This is a genomic window from Alloiococcus sp. CFN-8, assembly GCF_049943125.1.
In the GTDB taxonomy this organism is placed as follows: Bacteria; Bacillota; Clostridia; order Clostridiales; family Clostridiaceae; genus JAEXZL01.
On the sequence record NZ_CP188040.1, the window covers coordinates 1,155,934 to 1,175,042 of the forward strand.

The 19,109-nt window shown below is 35.9% G+C and carries 19 protein-coding genes; 3 read left to right on the forward strand and 16 right to left on the reverse strand.

The features are described 5' to 3' along the window. From ACPWSR_RS05045 to ACPWSR_RS05060, 4 genes are all read right to left on the reverse strand, one after another. On the reverse strand, positions 1 to 912 hold the full coding sequence (locus tag ACPWSR_RS05045) for an ABC transporter permease (RefSeq protein WP_426350614.1): 912 nt from the start codon (positions 910 to 912) through the stop codon (positions 1 to 3). 14 nt (positions 913 to 926) lie between these two features. Further along, positions 927 to 1,238, reverse strand: a complete 312-nt coding sequence (locus tag ACPWSR_RS05050; RefSeq protein ID WP_426350615.1) for a DUF4387 domain-containing protein — start codon at positions 1,236 to 1,238, stop codon at positions 927 to 929. Continuing rightward, positions 1,231 to 2,601, reverse strand: a complete 1,371-nt coding sequence (locus ACPWSR_RS05055; protein WP_426350616.1) for an acyclic terpene utilization AtuA family protein — start codon at positions 2,599 to 2,601, stop codon at positions 1,231 to 1,233. Before ACPWSR_RS05055 ends, ACPWSR_RS05050 begins: the two co-directional genes overlap by 8 nt. 102 nt (positions 2,602 to 2,703) lie before the next feature. After that, a complete protein-coding gene (locus tag ACPWSR_RS05060) occupies positions 2,704 to 3,390 on the reverse strand; it encodes a FadR/GntR family transcriptional regulator (RefSeq protein WP_426350617.1) in 687 nt (228 codons plus the stop codon). Positions 3,391 to 4,058: 668 nt separating this feature from the next. Here ACPWSR_RS05060 and ACPWSR_RS05065 point away from each other — a divergent pair. Next, positions 4,059 to 4,712, forward strand: a complete 654-nt coding sequence (locus ACPWSR_RS05065) for a bifunctional 4-hydroxy-2-oxoglutarate aldolase/2-dehydro-3-deoxy-phosphogluconate aldolase (RefSeq protein ID WP_426350618.1) — start codon at positions 4,059 to 4,061, stop codon at positions 4,710 to 4,712. A 356-nt stretch (positions 4,713 to 5,068) separates the two neighbouring features. Next, complete coding sequence (locus ACPWSR_RS05070; RefSeq protein WP_426350619.1) at positions 5,069 to 5,434, forward strand: four helix bundle protein; 366 nt, start codon at positions 5,069 to 5,071, stop codon at positions 5,432 to 5,434. 62 nt (positions 5,435 to 5,496) lie between these two features. Here ACPWSR_RS05070 and ACPWSR_RS05075 read toward each other — a convergent pair whose 3' ends face one another. The 7 genes from ACPWSR_RS05075 to ACPWSR_RS05105 form a co-directional block, all read right to left on the reverse strand. Continuing rightward, positions 5,497 to 5,625, reverse strand: a complete 129-nt coding sequence (locus ACPWSR_RS05075) for a hypothetical protein (RefSeq protein ID WP_426350620.1) — start codon at positions 5,623 to 5,625, stop codon at positions 5,497 to 5,499. Positions 5,626 to 5,651: 26 nt separating this feature from the next. Further along, positions 5,652 to 5,939, reverse strand: coding sequence for a hypothetical protein (locus ACPWSR_RS05080; protein WP_426350621.1), 288 nt, complete (start codon positions 5,937 to 5,939; stop codon positions 5,652 to 5,654). 103 nt (positions 5,940 to 6,042) lie between these two features. Next, positions 6,043 to 7,281 (reverse strand): S41 family peptidase, encoded by a 1,239-nt coding sequence (locus ACPWSR_RS05085; protein ID WP_426350622.1) that lies wholly within the window; start codon positions 7,279 to 7,281, stop codon positions 6,043 to 6,045. A 322-nt stretch (positions 7,282 to 7,603) separates the two neighbouring features. Continuing rightward, positions 7,604 to 9,160: an ABC-F family ATP-binding cassette domain-containing protein gene (locus ACPWSR_RS05090; RefSeq protein WP_426350623.1), complete on the reverse strand. Its 1,557-nt coding sequence runs from the start codon at positions 9,158 to 9,160 to the stop codon at positions 7,604 to 7,606. 163 nt (positions 9,161 to 9,323) lie between these two features. Further along, positions 9,324 to 10,250, reverse strand: a complete 927-nt coding sequence (locus ACPWSR_RS05095) for a CPBP family intramembrane glutamic endopeptidase (RefSeq protein WP_426350624.1) — start codon at positions 10,248 to 10,250, stop codon at positions 9,324 to 9,326. Positions 10,251 to 10,475: 225 nt separating this feature from the next. Then, positions 10,476 to 11,720 (reverse strand): competence/damage-inducible protein A, encoded by a 1,245-nt coding sequence (locus ACPWSR_RS05100; protein WP_426350625.1) that lies wholly within the window; start codon positions 11,718 to 11,720, stop codon positions 10,476 to 10,478. Positions 11,721 to 11,931: 211 nt separating this feature from the next. Further along, the gene (locus tag ACPWSR_RS05105; protein WP_426350626.1) at positions 11,932 to 12,069 is read right to left on the reverse strand and encodes a hypothetical protein; all 138 of its coding nucleotides are present in this window, start codon (positions 12,067 to 12,069) and stop codon (positions 11,932 to 11,934) included. A gap of 430 nt (positions 12,070 to 12,499) precedes the next feature. Here ACPWSR_RS05105 and ACPWSR_RS05110 point away from each other — a divergent pair, with 430 nt between their 5' ends. After that, a complete protein-coding gene (locus ACPWSR_RS05110; protein ID WP_426350627.1) occupies positions 12,500 to 12,655 on the forward strand; it encodes a hypothetical protein in 156 nt (51 codons plus the stop codon). Between the two features lie 103 nt (positions 12,656 to 12,758). On the opposite strand, the gene ACPWSR_RS05115 is transcribed toward ACPWSR_RS05110, so the two are convergent. From ACPWSR_RS05115 to ACPWSR_RS05135, 5 genes are all read right to left on the reverse strand, one after another. Next, positions 12,759 to 13,706 carry an ROK family protein gene (locus ACPWSR_RS05115; protein ID WP_426350628.1) on the reverse strand — a complete coding sequence of 316 codons (948 nt, stop codon included), beginning with the start codon at positions 13,704 to 13,706 and terminating at the stop codon, positions 12,759 to 12,761. Between the two features lie 110 nt (positions 13,707 to 13,816). Continuing rightward, positions 13,817 to 14,053, reverse strand: a complete 237-nt coding sequence (locus ACPWSR_RS05120) for a hypothetical protein (protein ID WP_426350629.1) — start codon at positions 14,051 to 14,053, stop codon at positions 13,817 to 13,819. Between the two features lie 157 nt (positions 14,054 to 14,210). Then, on the reverse strand, positions 14,211 to 16,298 hold the full coding sequence (gene fusA / locus ACPWSR_RS05125) for an elongation factor G (protein WP_426350630.1): 2,088 nt from the start codon (positions 16,296 to 16,298) through the stop codon (positions 14,211 to 14,213). A gap of 822 nt (positions 16,299 to 17,120) precedes the next feature. Then, the gene (locus tag ACPWSR_RS05130; RefSeq protein WP_426350631.1) at positions 17,121 to 18,188 is read right to left on the reverse strand and encodes an FAD-binding protein; all 1,068 of its coding nucleotides are present in this window, start codon (positions 18,186 to 18,188) and stop codon (positions 17,121 to 17,123) included. Between the two features lie 5 nt (positions 18,189 to 18,193). Next, a complete protein-coding gene (locus ACPWSR_RS05135; RefSeq protein ID WP_426350632.1) occupies positions 18,194 to 19,105 on the reverse strand; it encodes a helix-turn-helix transcriptional regulator in 912 nt (303 codons plus the stop codon). Positions 19,106 to 19,109 lie beyond the last annotated feature (4 nt).

Here is a 19,109-nt window from a genome sequence, read left to right on the forward strand (position 1 = left end):
CTACCACACCCCCGTTCCAGTTAGCTTTTTTGAGGTTATATGAGTGACAAGTACCAGGAAGACTCCCACAATTCCTTTAAGAACACCTACGGCTGTACCTAAAGAATACTGACCATTTATTATTCCTAAGCGATATATATAGGTATCTAAAATATCAATCCTGCTGTTAACAGCATCATTAGTAAAGTTCAGCACTTGGTCAAAGCCTGCATTTAAGAAAAAGCCTAAATTTAATATGAACATAGTAACCATTGGAATTACAAGCGCCGGAATAACAATGTATTTAACAATATTAAATCTATTGGCTCCATCTATTTTTGCTGCCTCATAGATGCTTGGACTAATTGATATAATCGCGGCAAAGTAAATTATTGAATCCCAGCCAATACTTCTCCAGGCTTCGGAAAAAAGCAGTACCCATCTGATTGAATCCTTGTCCGTCATAAAATCTACCGAAGGAAGATTAAATATGCTTAGCACTTCATTGACAGCACCACCATAAGGTGACAGTATTGCAATCCAGATACCTGCAATAACAACCCAAGATAAAAAGTGTGGTAGAAAGGATATAACCTGCACATACTTTCTAAAACGATTACTTCTTATCTCAGATAAAAGTATCGCAAAGAGTACAACAAATGGGAAAAGCAGAATATATTTCATAAAGCTTATTATAAGTGTATTAGTTAATATATCCTTTATCTGTGGTGATTTAAAAACTAGCTCAAAATATTTAAATCCTTGAAACTCCCAAGGTCCAAAGGCCTTATAGTCATAAAAAGCTAGTCTCATATTGATGATGGGCCATAATCTAAATATGATAAAATAAAGCAGGGTTGGGAAAATCAGAAGATAGAGAACGCGATCCTTTTTCATCTGACCTAAAGTCTTATTAAATCTTCCTTTACTCAAAGCTTCTCCCTCCTTTATGGGATAATTAGGTCAAGTAGAGGTGCATGCTGTTGTGCTCCATACACATCTCTATCAAAGGCAGTGCCTGAGGATACATTCCTATTAAAGGTAACCTTTATCCCTAAGGCTTTATGGAAAAAAACCAATTCAGTGATTTCATCAATTCTTAGCTTATAAAGAGCTGCGATATTATCACGAGTAAAATATCCTGATGCTAATGTCCTCTCATAGCTCTCCTCATCCTCAAAAAGCACGTCCAAGGTTATTGAAAAAGGGCCACTATTTTTACTCCTCAGGACCTTTGCTAGATTTTTTAATTTATCCATTGTGTACCTCCAAATACTCAATTGGGAATAGCTCCTTACCGCCATTAACCTTCATAAGATGATATATGCTGAATTCATATACCGGTCCGAACTCTACATCACTGGGTGCAAAAGGAAATGCCAGATTCCCCGAGGTGGACTTTCTACCCTCATAGCCATAATGCATAAAGGTTGAACGTACTGAGCTGCAGATGATACTGGCAAGCTCCTGACTCTTAGCTAAAACCTCAAAGAGAACACCAACCTCATGAGTCTTCTCTAGAGAAGGTTCTAATTCACCCATAACTCCATCTATTCCATAGTTAATAAAGTTTATTTTAAAATCCTCCTGATGTAGCTCAGAAAAATACTCTCTAACTCCTGCTTCTACCAAGGCTTCTACCTCTGAGAGCTTATCTATAAGTATTGGATCCCTTATTCCTGCCACTACAAAGGTTCTATAAAGAAGCTTTCTAGCACCTTCAAGCTTAATGTAATAGCCCTTACTTTTCTCAAGCTTACTGCCCCTTACTCTAACTGTGCGGGAATCCACCTCCTGAAAATCACAAGCTTCGAGATCTAAGATAATGCCTGGACCCTTCAAGATGTAAGGATGGTCTTTCTCATAAAAGGTATGAGCTGCGACAGTTATGGGTGTACATCTTCTTTCTGGGTTTGTTGGATAAATACAAAAGCTATCTTCCTCTAAAACCCCCATTATACAGTCTTTAGTTGTTCCAGGCTCTGCACAAAGTGCTCCACACTCAAGAATTTTACCTAAATGATAGGACAAGGCTTCATCAAACCCCTTATATATCCCTACGGCAGCAAAAGGTGCTGGGTCATAAGCCCTTCCACAAACTATGATTTCTGCTCCATTTTCTAGAGCTTCTAATATAGGCTCTACCCCCATTTGTGCTACTACGGAAGCTGTATCCTCTACTATACTCTCCTCAAGCTGTGGAATGTTGCTTCCCATAGGCTCAACTTCTCCAAGTTTAATGGCCTCCTTGATTCTATCCTTCTGTATGTCTGCCCAAATCACCGCTAGCCTTGAAGAAAGCTTTTCCTCTTTCAATATCTCCTTTATTATGTTCATAGTCCACTCTACATGAACTCTGCCTCCAGAGCCTCCAGCAGAGCCTATTATCAATGGTATATTTAAGCTTCTGCTTCCTTTAATCAAAAGATACAAATCCTTTTTACATGCCATTCTGCTTACTATAGACACACCAGCTCCAAGCTTATGTGGTCCTGCATCTGTGGAGCCTGCATCAACCACTATAGCATCAGGCCTGTCTTCTAAGGCCTTTAAGAAGGATTCCTTAGGAAAGCCATAGCCTAATATCCCACAGGGTGAAAGTATCTTTAAAGTCCTTCCCATTTCATACCTCCCACTAAGTTATTTTTGATATCAGATAAAAAATCAATTGTTTTATTGTTTAACAATTTACCCTAAAAATAAAAGTAAATATTCTATCTTACTTTATATTTTGCTTTCAGAAATAGTAGCTCTAACCTTTCTCAAATGGAAGCTTAAAGCCTCCCTAGCTGCATCCTTATCTCTATCAGCTATAGCAGTGATTAATGCCTTATGTTCTTTAATAATCTCCTGCCTTCTTTCAATATTTTTATTGCTCTTCTCCCCTAGCTCTCTAATCAGATCATAATAGGATTCTATAAAATTACTAAGAAGAAGATTTTTTGTTAGCTCAGCAATCTTCAAGTGAAAATTATAGTCTATAATACTATAATTTTTATCCTCTGGATTAACTGAGTTGATGTAATCTACTATAGCCTGAATATCACTATCCTTCCCTCTCTCAACTGCTAGCTCTACGGTACGGAGCTCTAACGCCTCCCTCAGCTCAATAAGATCCATATATGTAGCATTTTTTAAGGATTCTATCACAGAGGTAGAAGCCTTTTCATATTCCTCTAGCTCCCTAATATAGGTTCCATCCTTCGGCTTCCTGCTTATAAAGCCCTGAAATTGTAATATGGTAAGAGCTTCTCTAAGTATCCCTCTACTTACCCCCAGCTGCTCTGCAAATACATTTTCTGCTGGAAGCTTATCTCCTGGTTTTAACTCTCCTTTTTCCATTAAGCTAATTATTTCATTAACTACAACCTCCGAAAGGTTTTGTGACTTAACAGGTTTAAACATATCCATCCCCCATTGAACTAACTACTTCCTAAATTAATCCTCAAAAAAATATAAATTAAATATGATTAATGATTTTTATTCACAGCAAGCTTATAAAAGTTAATTTATTAGTCATATTGTTTTATTGTTTAACAAATAACTATAAAAATAAAACTCTTTACTCCAGAGTTTGTTTAACGTTTACATATAATATATCACACAACTATTTTCCTTTCAATGTAAAATTATGAATATTATAATAATTAAAATAAAATAATGTATTTTTTATAATTATAGTTATTTATGTAATTTATTTTATAAAAAATTGATAGTGTAGTAAAAAATAGCTAAGAAGTAAGAGCTAAGGGCTAAGAGTTGAAAGATAAAAGATAGGTAGGAAGTAAAAAGTAAGAGCTAAGAGCTGAAAAGAAGGATAACATAAAGAAATAGCTGGGAAATGGAGAGGATGTAAACATAAAAAAACTTGAAGTCGGATGATAAATAGCCATTAATAAGTAAATAATTATTATTATATTAATATTTAAATATATAAAGAATCACTTATTAGTGATATATAATTATAAGGGGTATAGTTATAACTATATCTTTTATTAAAAGCTTGTCTTAAAAGATAATGTTTCGATATAACTGTTATAAAAAATAGCAGTACATTCCTTAAGAAGAAAGGTGGATATATGAAAGATAAAATAATTCATTTTATAGAAGAACATAAAATAATAGCAATTTGTAGAGGAATATACGGCGAAAGCCTCGTTAGCCTCGTAAAGGCTCTCTATGAAGGTGGGGTACGCTTAGTAGAGGTTACCTTCGATCAGGGAGATAAGGATTGTCTTACGAAAACCTCTGAAGCCATTAAGCTTCTGACATCTACCTTTGATGGCAAGGTAAAGATTGGCGCCGGAACAGTAGTTACCGTGGATCAGGTTCATGAAGCTAAGAAGGCTGGAGCAGAATATATAATAGCCCCAAATGTTAATAAGGAAGTTATACAGGAGGGTAATAAGCTAGATATGGTCACCATCCCAGGAGCAATGACCCCCACAGAAATACTGGATGCTCACTTCGCTGGTGCAGATTTCGTTAAGCTATTTCCTGCAGGAACTCTTGGACTTACCTATGCAAAGGACATATTGGGACCTATAAATCACGTTAAACTCATAGCTACCGCTGGAGTAACACCAGACAATCTAGAAGCCTTCTTAAAGCTTGGCTATTCAGGAGCTGGAATAAGCAGCTATCTTACCAATAAGGCTCTAGTTAATGAAGGGAAGTTTGATGTTCTAAAGGAGCATGCTAAAGAGCTAGTAGATATTGCATCTAAAATATAAATTCAATACTGCTTGTTGACGGAGGCGGTTTTTGCTGCCTCTTTTTTTGAGCTAAGAAAAAGAACTAAGAGGTAAGAACTAAGAGTTGAAGAGCAGAAGATAAAAGAGAGCTAAGAAGTAAAAAATAAGAGCTAAGAGTTGAAGAAAAAAGAAACTAAGATAAAAGATAGTTAAGAGAAGAGTAAAAGAAGGTAAAAATATAAGATAAGAATTATCAACTAGGATATGCTGCATTACAAGTGAATAATTATAAGAACAAATATATAAAATTAGCAAATAAATTTATTATCCGAATAAATAATAGTTATTTTGGGTAAATTAATGGGTAAAGGATAATTACTTATGAGAGGTAAAATATGAAGGATAGTGAATTGATTAGGCAGTCTATTGAGTTTTCAGTGGTATTGGTGGATTATTATAAGTGGCTTGTATTTGACAAGAAGGAGTATGTTATGTCAAAACAGATATTAAGAAGTGGTACTAGCATAGGTGCTAATATACATGAGGCTCAGTATGCAATAAGCGATGCTGATTTTATACATAAGCTTACCATATCCCTGAAGGAAGCATCCGAAACAGAATATTGGTTAATTATACTTACCCGTACTGGTTATTTACCACAGGAATTCGAAGTACTAAAGCCTAAATGTGAATCCTTAAAAAAGATGCTAGTAGCAACTTTAAATACCTTAAAGGAAAATAAAATACAACAGAAAAAATGAGAACGGAGAACGTCCATAGATTTGTGTAAATAAATATAGACAAGATATATATTTGAAAATTACTACAGAGGGCAAGCTCTGTAGTAATTTTTGTTTTGTTGAGCTAAGTATATCCATCCTCTATATCCTTGTTCTAAACTACATTTACCTTCAGAGATATATCTTTCTATTACCCTTTTAGCTTCGTTCATCTTTAATCCTCTATATCTTATTGTTATTATTTCAACTTCTCTTCAACAGGAATATATCCTGCAATAAGACCACCTACGCCTATAGCAATAATATCTAATAAAATAATAGTGGCTATATATACTATAGTGAACCTTTGAGTAATAATTTGATTAATACAGAAATTTATCATCATAGTTATAACGAGTATTATAAACATATGCCATTTGTTTATCCGAAGTTTAGCCCCACAGATTGGACACACTTTTCTATCCAGCTTGCCCACAATAATATTTTTTGTACCTAACCTTGCTTCACATATAGGACACTTAGCCATTAATACTCCTCCTTATAAGATATATTGAATTTGTGATGATATATATATTTATTTCATTAACTATAGGCCGATAGTAAAGCCTGTTTTAGAGTGATAAATCTCCTTAGTTTTTAATATTTATCTTTTCTAGCTCTAACACCTTCTGCACACAATTGTCATTTTTAAAGTCACCAAAATAACTCTTCAAGGTAGTATCTTCTATAATATAATCTGGTGTAGTCTTATATTCTTCATTGCATACCCCATTAGAAGTTAAAAACATTTGTGATGACATTCTTACTAATAAGCCACTATTAGGAAGGTCGAATAACACTGGATCTGTACCGCCACCGTCACCACCAGTTTTCTCCCCAATTAGAGTTGCAAAGCCAGTATCCTTGACAAAGATAGAAAATGACTCTGAAGAGGAAAATACCCAGCCATCGACTAACAAATATATATTACCTTTAAAGTTACCTACCTTATTAGCTTCTATAATATCCTCAACTTTTGTATAACTATTAAAATCTTTAGCCACTTCCTCAGGGACATCCTCTAACTGTAAGCTAATAAATTCATCCACATCACTTATTTTAAACTCCCTCTTCTCCACATAATCGTCTATTACAGCTCCTCCTCTATATAAAGAATACCCTTCATGCTTCATATCCTTATCAATCAGCATAGATACAATACTTGCCCAATACAAATCATTTCCACCACTATTTCCTCTAATATCAATAATCAGAGCCTGATAATTATCAAGCTTTTTTATATATTCCTTAATAATATTCATGTCCTCCTCCAATGGAACGCCTATTCTTCCCATTTGAGGAAGATACATATATCCAACCTTTCCTTCTACCGCATCCATAAGCTTCAGTTCTGCATTTAATGTACTGCTATTACTATCTTCATTATTTGTTATAACAACTTCCTCTTCACTTTTCCCATATCGTTTTAGAACTGTCTCATTATCGAGGCAATCAAACCATCCAAGTTTACCATAAACCTTTTTAATCAAATGAAAATTTAAATAACCATCCTTAGGTATAATGTGAGTATGGCCATTATTTAAACCCAAAAGAATTTTTTCTAGCGCAGCTATAAAGGCTTCATCATCTTCCGTTTCTTTAATCCACTCTTCATATGTATCTTTATAAGCTAACCAATCAACATCATTTAATCTCTTATTAACATCTAAAAAAGGGTACCCTTCTTTAATGACCTGATACATATAGTTAAAGTCTTCTAATTTAGCTTCCTGAGAAAGAGGCTCCTCGCTCTCTTTATCACAGCCTACAAAAATTACCGTTATAATAACAATTAAAAATACTGCCACCCAACTCTTTATCCTTCTCACAATACTCCCTCCCAAAACTCATCTATACACACCCATATATATCCATTTTATTCCATTTAAAAAATTAACACAACAAAAAAAGAGCTAGATCACTCTAACTCTAATTCATCCACCTATCCAATCTTATCTCTCTTCTAATCTTCTATCTTCTAATCCTCTATCTTCTAATCTTCTAATCTTCTAATCTTCTATATTCTAATCCTCTATCTTTTGTCCTTCAACTCTTAGCTCTTACTTCTTACCTCTTAGTTCTCTTTTGTCCTTCAACTCTTACTTCTTACCTATTACCTCTTAGCTCTTACCTATTACCTCTTAGTTGCTCTTAAACTATCTTTGTAGTCCAATCCTCACAATTCCAAATCTCCGTTGCTACTTCATTGTAGAATTCAGGCTCATGGGATACTAAAAGTATGCTTCCCTTGTATTCCTTAAGAGCTCTCTTCAGCTCTTCCTTAGCCTCAACATCTAAGTGGTTCGTAGGCTCGTCGAGGATTAGTATGTTTGTTTCCTTGTTTATGAGCTTGCAGAGCCTTACCTTGGCCTGTTCTCCTCCGGAGAGGACCACTACCTTGCTTTCTATGTGCTTTGTGGTGAGGCCGCATTTGGCTAGGGCTGCTCTTATTTCGTACTGAGTGAAGTGAGGGAAGGTTTCCCAAACCTCTTCTATGCAGGTGTTGTAGTTTGCTTCCTTGATTTCCTGCTCGAAGTAGCCGATTTCCTGATAATCTCCTCTTTCAACCTCTCCTGATAGAGGCTGTATAAGTCCCATAAGGCTCTTTAGGAGGGTAGTCTTACCAAGACCATTGGCTCCCACTAATGCTATCTTCTGTCCTCTTTCCATGGTGAGGTTTAGAGGTCTTGTAAGTGGCTCATTGTAGCCTATAACCATGTCCTTTGTCTGGAAGATAAGCTTTCCTGAGGTTCTGCCTTGCTTGAAGTTGAATTCAGGCTTTGGTTTTTCTGGGGCAAGCTCTATAATATCCATTTTATCCAGCTTCTTCTGTCTTGCTTTTGCCATGTTTGAAGTGGCTACCCTTGCTTTGTTTCTGGCTATGAAGTCCTCAAGCTTTGCTATCTCCTGCTGTTGTCTTTCATAAGCTGCTTCTAGCTGTTCCTTTTTAGCCTCATATACTCTTCTGAAGCTTTCGTAGTCCCCTACGTATCTGGTAAGCTTCCTGTGCTCCACATGATAGATCAGATTAACAACGCTATTTAAGAAAGGAATGTCATGGGATATTAATATAAAGGCATTCTCATAATTCTGAAGGAAGCGCTTCAACCACTCTATGTGCTGCTCATCAAGATAGTTGGTAGGCTCGTCAAGAAGCAGTATATCAGGTACTTCTAATAATAGCTTAGCAAGAAGAACCTTGGTTCTCTGTCCTCCTGAAAGGTCAGCCACGTCCTTATCAAGGCCTATATCCTTAAGACCAAGACCAGCAGCTACCTCTTCTACCTTGGCATCAATAACATAGAAGCCATTATGGTCAAGCATATCCTGGATAACTCCGATGTCTGCCATCATCCTGTCCATTTCTTCTGGGGAGGCATCAGCCATCTTTTCATAAAGGCCCATAATCTCTGCTTCTAAGTCAAATAGATACTTAAAGGCATCTCTAAGGGCATCCCTTATAGTAATCCCTCTCTGAAGCTCAGCGTGCTGATCCATATAGCCCACTCTCACACGATTGCTCCATTCTACAGTACCCTCATCTGGGGTCAGCTTTCCAGTGATTATATTCATGAAGGTAGATTTACCTTCTCCATTAGCTCCGATTAATGCCACATGTTCTCCCTTTAAAAGCCTAAAGGAAACATCCTCAAGTATTGCTCTATCTCCAAAGCCGTGACTTACATTTTTCACATGTAAAATGCTCATTTTTATTTTTCTCTCCTTAAGCAAGCAATATATTATTAGCTTGTTCATTACTCAAAAATTTACTCACCAAAATATTGTAAATTATATACTACCGTATGTCAAAGAAAAAAATAAGACTCCAAAAAAACACTAAAATATCAGTGTCTTCCAGAGTCTTATAGCTTTATATATAAGAGAAAAGCATGATTCCAATAAATATAAATATTATAGCTATTAATGGTAAATTAAAGGGATTATCCTTTGGAGCTTCCTTAATATCATCTTCTTCATTGATGCCATCTACTATTTCAATATTAGTACCATAAGAAGAGAGCTTCAGCCTTCTTAAAAGATATACTATTATAAGGCCAAATATTACTGCTATTACTCCCATTACAATCCCCGTACTGAGCATTGTAGTTTCTCCAAGCACTGAAAAATTCTCCATTCCTCTGCTTATTTCCATTCTATCAAAGGACAGCTTGCTTATAGTCACCTGAAAGCCGTTAAAAACAAAGTGAGCAATCATTGCAGAAAAGATGCTGTGGGTTATTCTTACCAAATATCCAAAGAGTACACCTATAATAGAGGTATATAAAAGCTGCTGGGGATTTAAATGAAGCATACCAAAAATAAGTCCTGTGATTATTGCTGCTGATAAAACCGGTTCCTTTTTATACCCATGAAGCACAACACCTCTTATGGCAAGCTCCTCACAGAAGGAAGGGATAACTGCTAGTACTATAAGAAGCATCCAGTAGGGATATATGCTTATACTTCCAAATAAATCTACTACATCATTATTAAAAAGGAGGCTAGATAAATAAGATAGAAACCAAGCAACAGGCTGTGATGCTAGGGCAATAAGTGTAACTAAGCATAAATTCTTAAAGCTTAGTATACGAAGGCTTAATACCTCCTTAAAATTCTCTCCTGTTACAGCAAAATAAAATAATACAGGAGCCAGTAGAAAAAGTAGCTGGGTGAAAATTAGCAAACAAATATAGCTGGGAACCATTGCTGCTAATATTGGTACTATATAAATTGAACCGAAAAATTGAAGCAAAATCAGTATAAGAGCAAAAAGGTTCCCTTTAAACGTTGATGTCATAGTATTGACCGCCTTTATCTATTAGTAAAATATTAACAATATCATTATAACTGATATTTATTAATAATTTATAGCTAATATGTATAAAAATAAATAACTTGGATAATAATATTTATATAATAATATTGCCTCTCCCCCATTTTATAATATAATTAAAGCCCCTCATATAATAAATTACCAAAAGTAATTTTATTATATGAGGGGTTTTCCCTATGTAAATATAATTTATTTGTGATTAATTAACTCTCTCCTGAGCCAATCAAGAACAGCACTGACAGCTCTATCTCTTATTTTATTTCTGCTACCGGCAAAACGATATTCCTTAACCTTAGTAACGCCCTTTATGGTTATAGCTGCATAAACGAGGCCTATAGGCTTATCCTCTCCTCCAGTGCCTGGGCCTGCAAGTCCTGTAGTAGATATACCTATATCACTTCCCGCTTCTCTTGCTATACCTTCTGCCATTTCTATAGCCGTTTCAGCACTGACTGCCGTATAATTATCCAGGGTTTCCTTCTTAACACCGAGCCTTCTCATCTTTGCATCATTAGTATAGGTTACGGCTCCCTCTATAAAAACATTAGCTATTCCAGGATAGTTCACAAGCCTTGAAGCAAGCATACCACCAGTGCAGGATTCTGATACAGCTACCGTAAGCTCCTTTTTCATTAAAAGCTCAGCTACCACCTTTTCCATGGTAGTATCTTCACCTTCTCCATATACGTTATCCCCAAGGCGGTCTATAATCTCCTGCTCTAAGGGAGCTATCATATCCTTTGCCTCTTCCTCATCCTTCGCCCTGGCTGTAATTCTAAAGATCACATCTGCTTCCTTAGCATAGGGAGCTACCGTAGGGTTAGTTTGTTTATCTAATATATCTCTAATGAGCTCCTCTGCAGCACTTTCCCCTAAACCTGAAATTCTTAATACCTTAGAATATAGGATATCCTTGCTTTCTTTTCTAAGATAGGGCACTACGGATTCATGAAACATAGGCTTCATCTCCTTTGGTGGCCCTGGTAGAACTATAATGGTCTTGTTATTATCACCTTTAAGAATTGCTCCAGGAGCTGTTCCATTATGATTTTCTAGAATCACAGCCTCTTTTGGAAAATATGCCTGCTTTTTATTATTTTCCGTAGCTTCTCTCCCTATGGATTTAAAATAATTATTGATAAACTCCCAGGAGGTCTCATGGAAAATTAACTCCTGATTAAAAAATTTTGCTGCTGTTTCTTTTGTTATATCATCTGCTGTAGGTCCTAGCCCACCGGTGGTTATCACAAGGTCACAGCTTTCTAGAGCATCTTCGAAAGCTTTTAAAAGCCTTTTTTCATTATCTCCAACCACCGTCTGTCTATATACATTTATTCCTAAAGCTGCTAGCTCTTTTGATAGGTACTGGGCATTGGTATTGATTATATCACCTAATAATATTTCCGTACCAACGGCAATGATCTCTGCGTTCATATCAAATCACCCTCCGTCCTAATTATCTGAAATTAATAAAATAATTATAGCACAACAAATAAAAGCTGCCCACAACCTAAGAAAGCTAAGCTACTCTTAGATATGTGAGCAGATATGTTAAAAATCTCCCTATTTTTCTTCGTCCTGCAGGACTAAGAATCACAGATTACTGTGCTTTTTTAAAGAAATAAGAGAGATTTATGGCAAGGGTTTAAACATCATTGGGCTCTACAGACTGTTTTTTCCTAGTTCTGTTCTTATTTTTTACAGACTCATCGGTAATCGGTGTTTCCCAGTTAGATTTAAGCTTTCTTGCCAATTTATTATCAGGCTGGCTGTCCTTAGTCATATGTATATCACCTCTAATCATCAATCCTTATATTATATTGAAGAAATAATGAAATATTCCTAAAAAATTTACTACTTGTGCTTATTTTGTATTTCAGGCACTGGTTCTACTTCATTTTTCTTCTTCTTAGGCTTATGATCACTTTCCCATGAGGCACGCTGATGTTTTTTTGCCATACTTATTCCTCCTTTTACAGTAATGTATATCACTTATAGTCCAATACTTAAATACCAGTGAAAATTTCATTTTTATCTGCCTCTTATATTCTATTATCCCTTCAGTACAAAGGCTGTATACTAGCTTTCCTGTGGATTATTTGGTTATATAAGCCTTAAATTCATCATACTCCATACGATATTTTATTGGCCTTCAGCAGATAATAATACTGCATATAAAGCTACATTAATAATGACTTAAAGGAGGAATAGCCATGGAAAAGCATGAAAGAAACATAGACAATGAGGAATTCCTGAAAAATGGTCACAAGACGCAAAATCAATGGTCCAAAAATAGGTTTTCCAAAACTATTCAAGAACCTGCCCTTAATAAAAGTGGTAAGGAATACAAAAGAAATGGCTACTATTAATACGGTCCTCAAGGCATAAAAATTAAAAGCTTCTTATTAAAATTTTTCAAATAAAATAGGTAGATAAGCGGATATAATAGTTATCTGCTTGTCTACCTATCTTTTATTCTATTTCAGAAAGAGCCAGGGCTACGGCACCCATAACTCCAGCCTTAACTCCCAAGGCTGCCGGAACAATTCTGCAGTGCTCAGCCATGGTCTTGAAGCATCTTGTATTCACCACTTCTCTAACCTTTGAGAATACAATATCCCCTCCCTGAGCTACTCCACCACCTATGATTACCATATCTGGATCAAAGGCAGCTATTATATTAGCTATGGTTATTCCCAGGTAATTAAGACTTGTATCTAATATTTCCTTAGAAACCTTGTCCCCTTTTGCTGCTTCTACAAAAACCTCATAGGAGGTTGGATTATCATAATTCTTTAAGGAGGTTTCTACTTTGCTCTCTAGAGCCTCCTTAGCCCTTTTACCTATAGCGGTTCCAGAAGCTACAGCCTCAGCACAGCCTATATTACCGCAATTACATCTTGGCCCATTAGGTGCTACGGTAGTATGTCCAATTTCAAGAGCGTTGCTGGTACTTCCTCTATAAATCTTTCCATTAAGTATTGCTCCTCCACCTATGCCAGTACTTACGGTGACATATACCATATTATTGGTGCCTTTTCCAGCTCCCAGGATATGTTCTCCAATAGCTGCTACATTTGCATCATTATCTAAATAAACGGGTATATTAAAATGTTCTTTTATAGGTCTTACGATATCAAAGTTCTTAAAGGGAAGGTTGGGAGTTGTAATAATTATTCCCTTATGAGCATCTAGAGGGCCAGGAGAACCTATCCCTATAGCCTTCACCAAATGGGAGGATATATTTGCTTCTTCCATTACCTTTTCTATGGCTTCTATCATTCTAGATAGAACAGCACCTTCTCCTTCCTGTGCTAAGGTTTTCATGTTAACCTCAGCTTTAACCTCTCCGGAGACATCAGCTAAGGCACAGCTGATTTTTGTGCCTCCTAAATCGAGACCGATTACATATTCCTTCACATCCATCACCCCTGCAGTTTACTTGTTTGTTATTTATTGCTTACTGTTTACTCTATTCTAAAAATAGTAAATATTTGAAATAACAACTCATTTTTCTATTATATATCAAGCTACTTGGTTTTGAAAGCATGAATGTAATATTTCCCTTCCGAATCCCTTCCCTGCTTTAAAATCTGGAAGTCCTTATCATAAAGAAAAGAGCATATCATTGATATACTATCTTCTGTAACCTCATTCAAATAAATACTGAATTTATCATTTGTATCTACCACATCAATATAATCATAAATATTGCTATAATCGCTGAGACCTATTGTGCCGCTTACCTCCATAGTGTAATGAGACATTAACAACCCTCCTAATATTATCTTTAGATTATGTATACGATGCATATGGCTTTATTATTTCCATTATAGCATTTCTTTATCCTTTATTAATATAAACTGCTGCCTTTTTAAGTAAAAATAAAAAGTGGAGAAAAAGTTCCTCCACTTTAGTGTCTGTTTATGCCTCGGCTTTTAATGCCTTAACTTTATCGATTATCTTAGCGGCTTCTGCTGCAGGAACCTCATCATATCTAACAAAGCTGGTACTGAAGCTTCCTCTTGCCTGAGTCATAGATCTTAGATCAGTAGCATAGTTGAACATTTCTCCCATAGGAACCTCAGCTATTACCTTCTGTAGTCCATCTTCAGGCTCCATGCCTAACACTCTACCTCTCTTTTTGTTGATATCACCTATAACATCACCCATATAGTTATCTGGTATAACAACCTCAAGTCTTAATATTGGTTCGAGAAGTATTGGTTTTGCTTCTTCAAGACCCTTCTTATAAGCTAAGGAAGCAGCTATCTTAAAGGCCATTTCTGAAGAATCTACAGGATGGAAGGAACCATCATGTAGAGTTGCCTTAAGTCTTATTACAGGATAGCCTGCTAAAACACCTTTAACAATGCATTCTCTTAAGCCTTTTTCTACAGCAGGGATATAGTTTCTTGGAACTACTCCACCTACTACCTTATCTACAAATTCTAAGTCATCCTCACCATCTGTTCTTGGTTCAAATTTAATCTTAACATCTCCATACTGACCATGACCACCAGATTGCTTCTTATGCTTACCTTGAACATCAGAAACTCCCTTAATGGCTTCTCTATAAGGAACCTTAGGTATCTGAAGATCTACATCTACACCAAATTTATTTTTAAGCTTAGAAGCTATAACATCTAAGTGAGTTTCGCCCACTCCAGAAACTATAGTTTCAGCATTTTCTACATCTCTTGATACCTTAAAGGTAGGATCCTCCTCTAATAACTTACCAAGACCTGAGGATATCTTATCTTCATCACCCTTAGCCTTTGGAGCAACGGCCATAGACATTACAGGTTCAGGGAACTTAATCCTTGAGTACTCAACGTTAAAGTCTGGATCACAGAGAGTGTCTCCTGTACTGGTATATTGAAGCTTTGCAACTGCTCCTATATCACCAGCTATAATCCTGTCTGCAGGAATCTGTGATTTACCTCTAAGATAGAAGATTGTACCCATCTTCTCGCTCTTTTCCTTAGAGGAATTTATTACTGCCGTATCAGGAGTAACCTCTCCGGTTATAACTCTGAATATGGACATCTTTCCTACAAAGGGGTCTGCTATTGTCTTAAATACTATTGCAGAGAATGGATCCTTGCTATTTAAGGATACTCTAACTTCCTTATTATTATTCTTATCCATACCCTTTTGGGCTACTGCATACTCAGGGGATGGGAAGCATTCTATAATATCATTCATGAGGTTTTCCATGGCTACTAGAGTTGTGGCACTACCGCACATAACAGGAGCTATATCTCCACTAACACAGCCCTTTATAAGTCCGCTATAAATCTCTTCATAGCTGAGCTCGCCTTCCTCGAAATACTTATCAAGAAGAGCCTCATCAGTTTCTGCTACGGCTTCCATAACCATCTGTCTGCATTCTTGAATCTTATCTTCAAGCTCTGCAGGCACTTCTCCTCTTTCCATCTTCTTAGTTTTTGGATTGTAATAATCAGCAGTATGAGAAATAATATTTACGATTCCCTTAAATTCTGATTCCTTTCCAATAGGATACTGAATTGGTACTACAGAGATACCAAATTGCTCTTTAAGCTGAGCTAATGTCTTGTCATAATCACTATTTTCTCTATCTAATTTATTTATAAAAAAGGTCCTTGGTAACTTAATATTATTAACATAAGACCATGCTTTCTCAGTTCCAACTTCCACTCCTGCTGCACCACAAACAACTATCATGGCTACGTCGCAGGCTCTCATACCCTGGATCTGCTCACCAACAAAGTCAAAATATCCAGGTAAGTCTAAAAGATTAATCTTAACATCCTTCCATTCAAAAGGAGTAACAGAGGCTGAAATAGATATTTTTCTCTTTTTTTCCTCCGAATCAAAATCTGAGGTAGTGTTTCCTTCATCAACTTTACCTAATCTGTCTACAGTTTTTGAAGCATATAATAACGCTTCTGTTAATGATGTTTTCCCCGATCCACTATGACCGAGGATACCGACATTTCTTAGATTGTTAATTGTGTAATCTTTCATAAGATTTCGCCGCCAAGCATCTCGCTCAACAGCATTCACCTACCTTTCATAAATTCTTTTATATTTTATCTATATATGCTTGTATAAGCACATTTAGATTATTTGCACCATATAAGTTTTATTTAATCTATAAGCTTACTTAAATCATTGAATGAGTATATCTAAAATCTAATGTAAAGCTTATCATAGGTAATTTATAAATATCCTACACCACCATAATGGTATGACCTTTAAGGTGTATAATATATATTCTCCATAATAATATAAATTCCTTTTTAATATTATCAATTTTCTGAACATTAACATTTTTAAGGTTATTATAGCTTTATTTCTTGCGTATTACTAACTTGATATTAATTCATTGTGATAAATAAGCTTCAATATTCTTGATATAGCTCTATTAGACAATAAAATATTCAGTATAACAAAGGTTTACATTGATTATGTTTCCCAGTTAGATGAGAAATATAACAGATATTTCTTGTAGGAGGAAAAAAGTAAGAAGCAAGAGGAGAAGAGAGCTAAGAAGTAAAAGCTAAGGGCTAAGAGTTAAGAGCAAAAGAGAAGTAAGAAGTAAGGACTAAGAGTTAAAAGGAAAAAAAGAGCTAAGAACTAAAAGATCAGAGAAAAGAGATTAGAGAAGAGAGAAAAGAGCTAAGAAGCAAGAGCAAGAGAATATGTAGGAATTATGGGGTAAGAGGTGAAAGAAAAAAAGCATGTCCAATTTGGTGGGTGGAAATGCTTTGTGGATGGAATTATAAGTATGATATTATTTAAATCTATGATTTAGTATTAGATTAAAGTATTTAAAGTTATGCAATTTTAACTATCTATTACATCTATAGTGGTTAACCTACTTTTCATTACTAGTTTTCTAAGGAAAGGGTTGTACATAAATGGGCACTTTAAAAGCTTTAGGGTAATCTTAAGCCGTAGCTTAAAGGTTAAGGTATTATATAGCTTATTAGGATTTTCTCCATGGGAGTTTAATGCCTTAGCTGCATAAAAAGCGCTATTTATGGCACTGCTTATACCCTCCAAGGAGCTTGGACTGATAAAACCTGCTGCTTCTCCTATGAAAAAGAGTCCATCCTTCCCTAGGGTGAAATCTCTCAAGGAGGAAGGCCTTAGAACAACACAGGCTTCTGTTTTTATAGGTTCACCAAATTCAAATCCTTTTTCTTTTAAGAGCTCCTTCTGCCTTTCAAAGTGTTCTCTAGAGTCCTTTGAGGGATATGCTCCTCCGAATATGAAGAAGCCGTCCTTTGAAATTGACCAGGAGTAGCAATCAGTATTCTTGGAATCAAAGATACAGGAGTAAAAGGGATTGCTGTGTTTTTCAGTGAACCACTGCTGAATAGATACATAGCTTCTTATTTTTTTATTAGGATAAAAGCTTCTTCTTACCATGGAGGCAGCACCATCTGCAGCTATTACATACTTCGCCTCGGCTTCCTTAACTACCCCATCTTCTAAATATTTTATTTCAAAGTTATCACCATTGCTTTTAATCTCGCTACACTGGCTATTATTATGAACCTCTACATTTTCAGGAATAAGAGACTGAAGCCATAGGTCAAAGCTGTGTCTATTTAAATTTAAATAAAGCCTTTGATAATTACAGCTATCTCCCGTGTCTAAATCTATGGTCCTTACGGAAAATATCTGTGGATCAACCAATACAGACTTAGGGAGATTAAGCTCAAACCTAGCTAGAGCTTTCTGAGCATCGGGAGCTAAAAGTCCACCACAGGGCTTCATAAATGAAGCATTATCCATAGGGTCTTTTTTATCCAGAGCTATAACCTTAAATTCTTTATCAAGGAGTCTAGCTGCCATTGCACCAGCGGGACCAAGACCTATAATAGCTATATCATACATGTATCTCATCCTCTCTATAATTCTCTTACCGGTCTACCCTCTATATATCCCCGATATCCTTGTGGTTCCATTTGAAAACATGGTCCATCCTCCTCTGCCCACTTATAACCATATACCTTCGGATCATAATTATCAATGGACTTAACTAAATCGCAAACATATAGCTGAAAATCATCGTCATCAAAGGGCTCTCCTTGAAATATCATCATTTTACATGGTGGTAGCGTCATAATTTCAAAGCCTTCAGGAACAATCCCAGGATAATCCTTTGGTACCTCAACACCCTGAACATACTTTGAGGTTCCTTCTTTTCTAAAATTATCCGGTAGCCATAATCCTACGGGTTCATATAAGGCTTCTTTTATGCTGCAAAGAATTCCCCATACTTCTACCCCTACTTCTTCTGTATACTTAAAATAATCCTCTGCCTCCAGGCCACTTTTAAAGATAAGCTTTCTTTCCGGAAAGTTCATTACCTGTACAAAGAAATTGCTTGGCTTTATAGCTTCATAGCTTTTCACATTTACATCACTGTTTAACAAATACTTATCCTTAATTGGATAATATTTAAATAAGCAAATGGGAGGAGTGTTATCCTTATATTTTTTAGGGGCTATGCCAAACTCCTTGGTAAAGGCTCTTGTAAAACCTTCATGAGAATCAAAGGAAAACTCCATTGCTACATCTACTACCTTCTTTTCACTATCTCTTAATTCAATTGCCGCACCGGATAAACGTAATAATCTAATATATTCAAAAGGACTCTTACCAATTAATTCTTTAAATATCTTTGCCGAGTACCAAGGTGAGTAATTAGCTTCTTGAGCCAGTTCATATAATGTAATATTATTATTTAAATTAGTCTCTATATATTTCTGCATCTTTTGTACTGCATTTATTTTTCGGCTCTCATCCAAGTTTATCACTTCC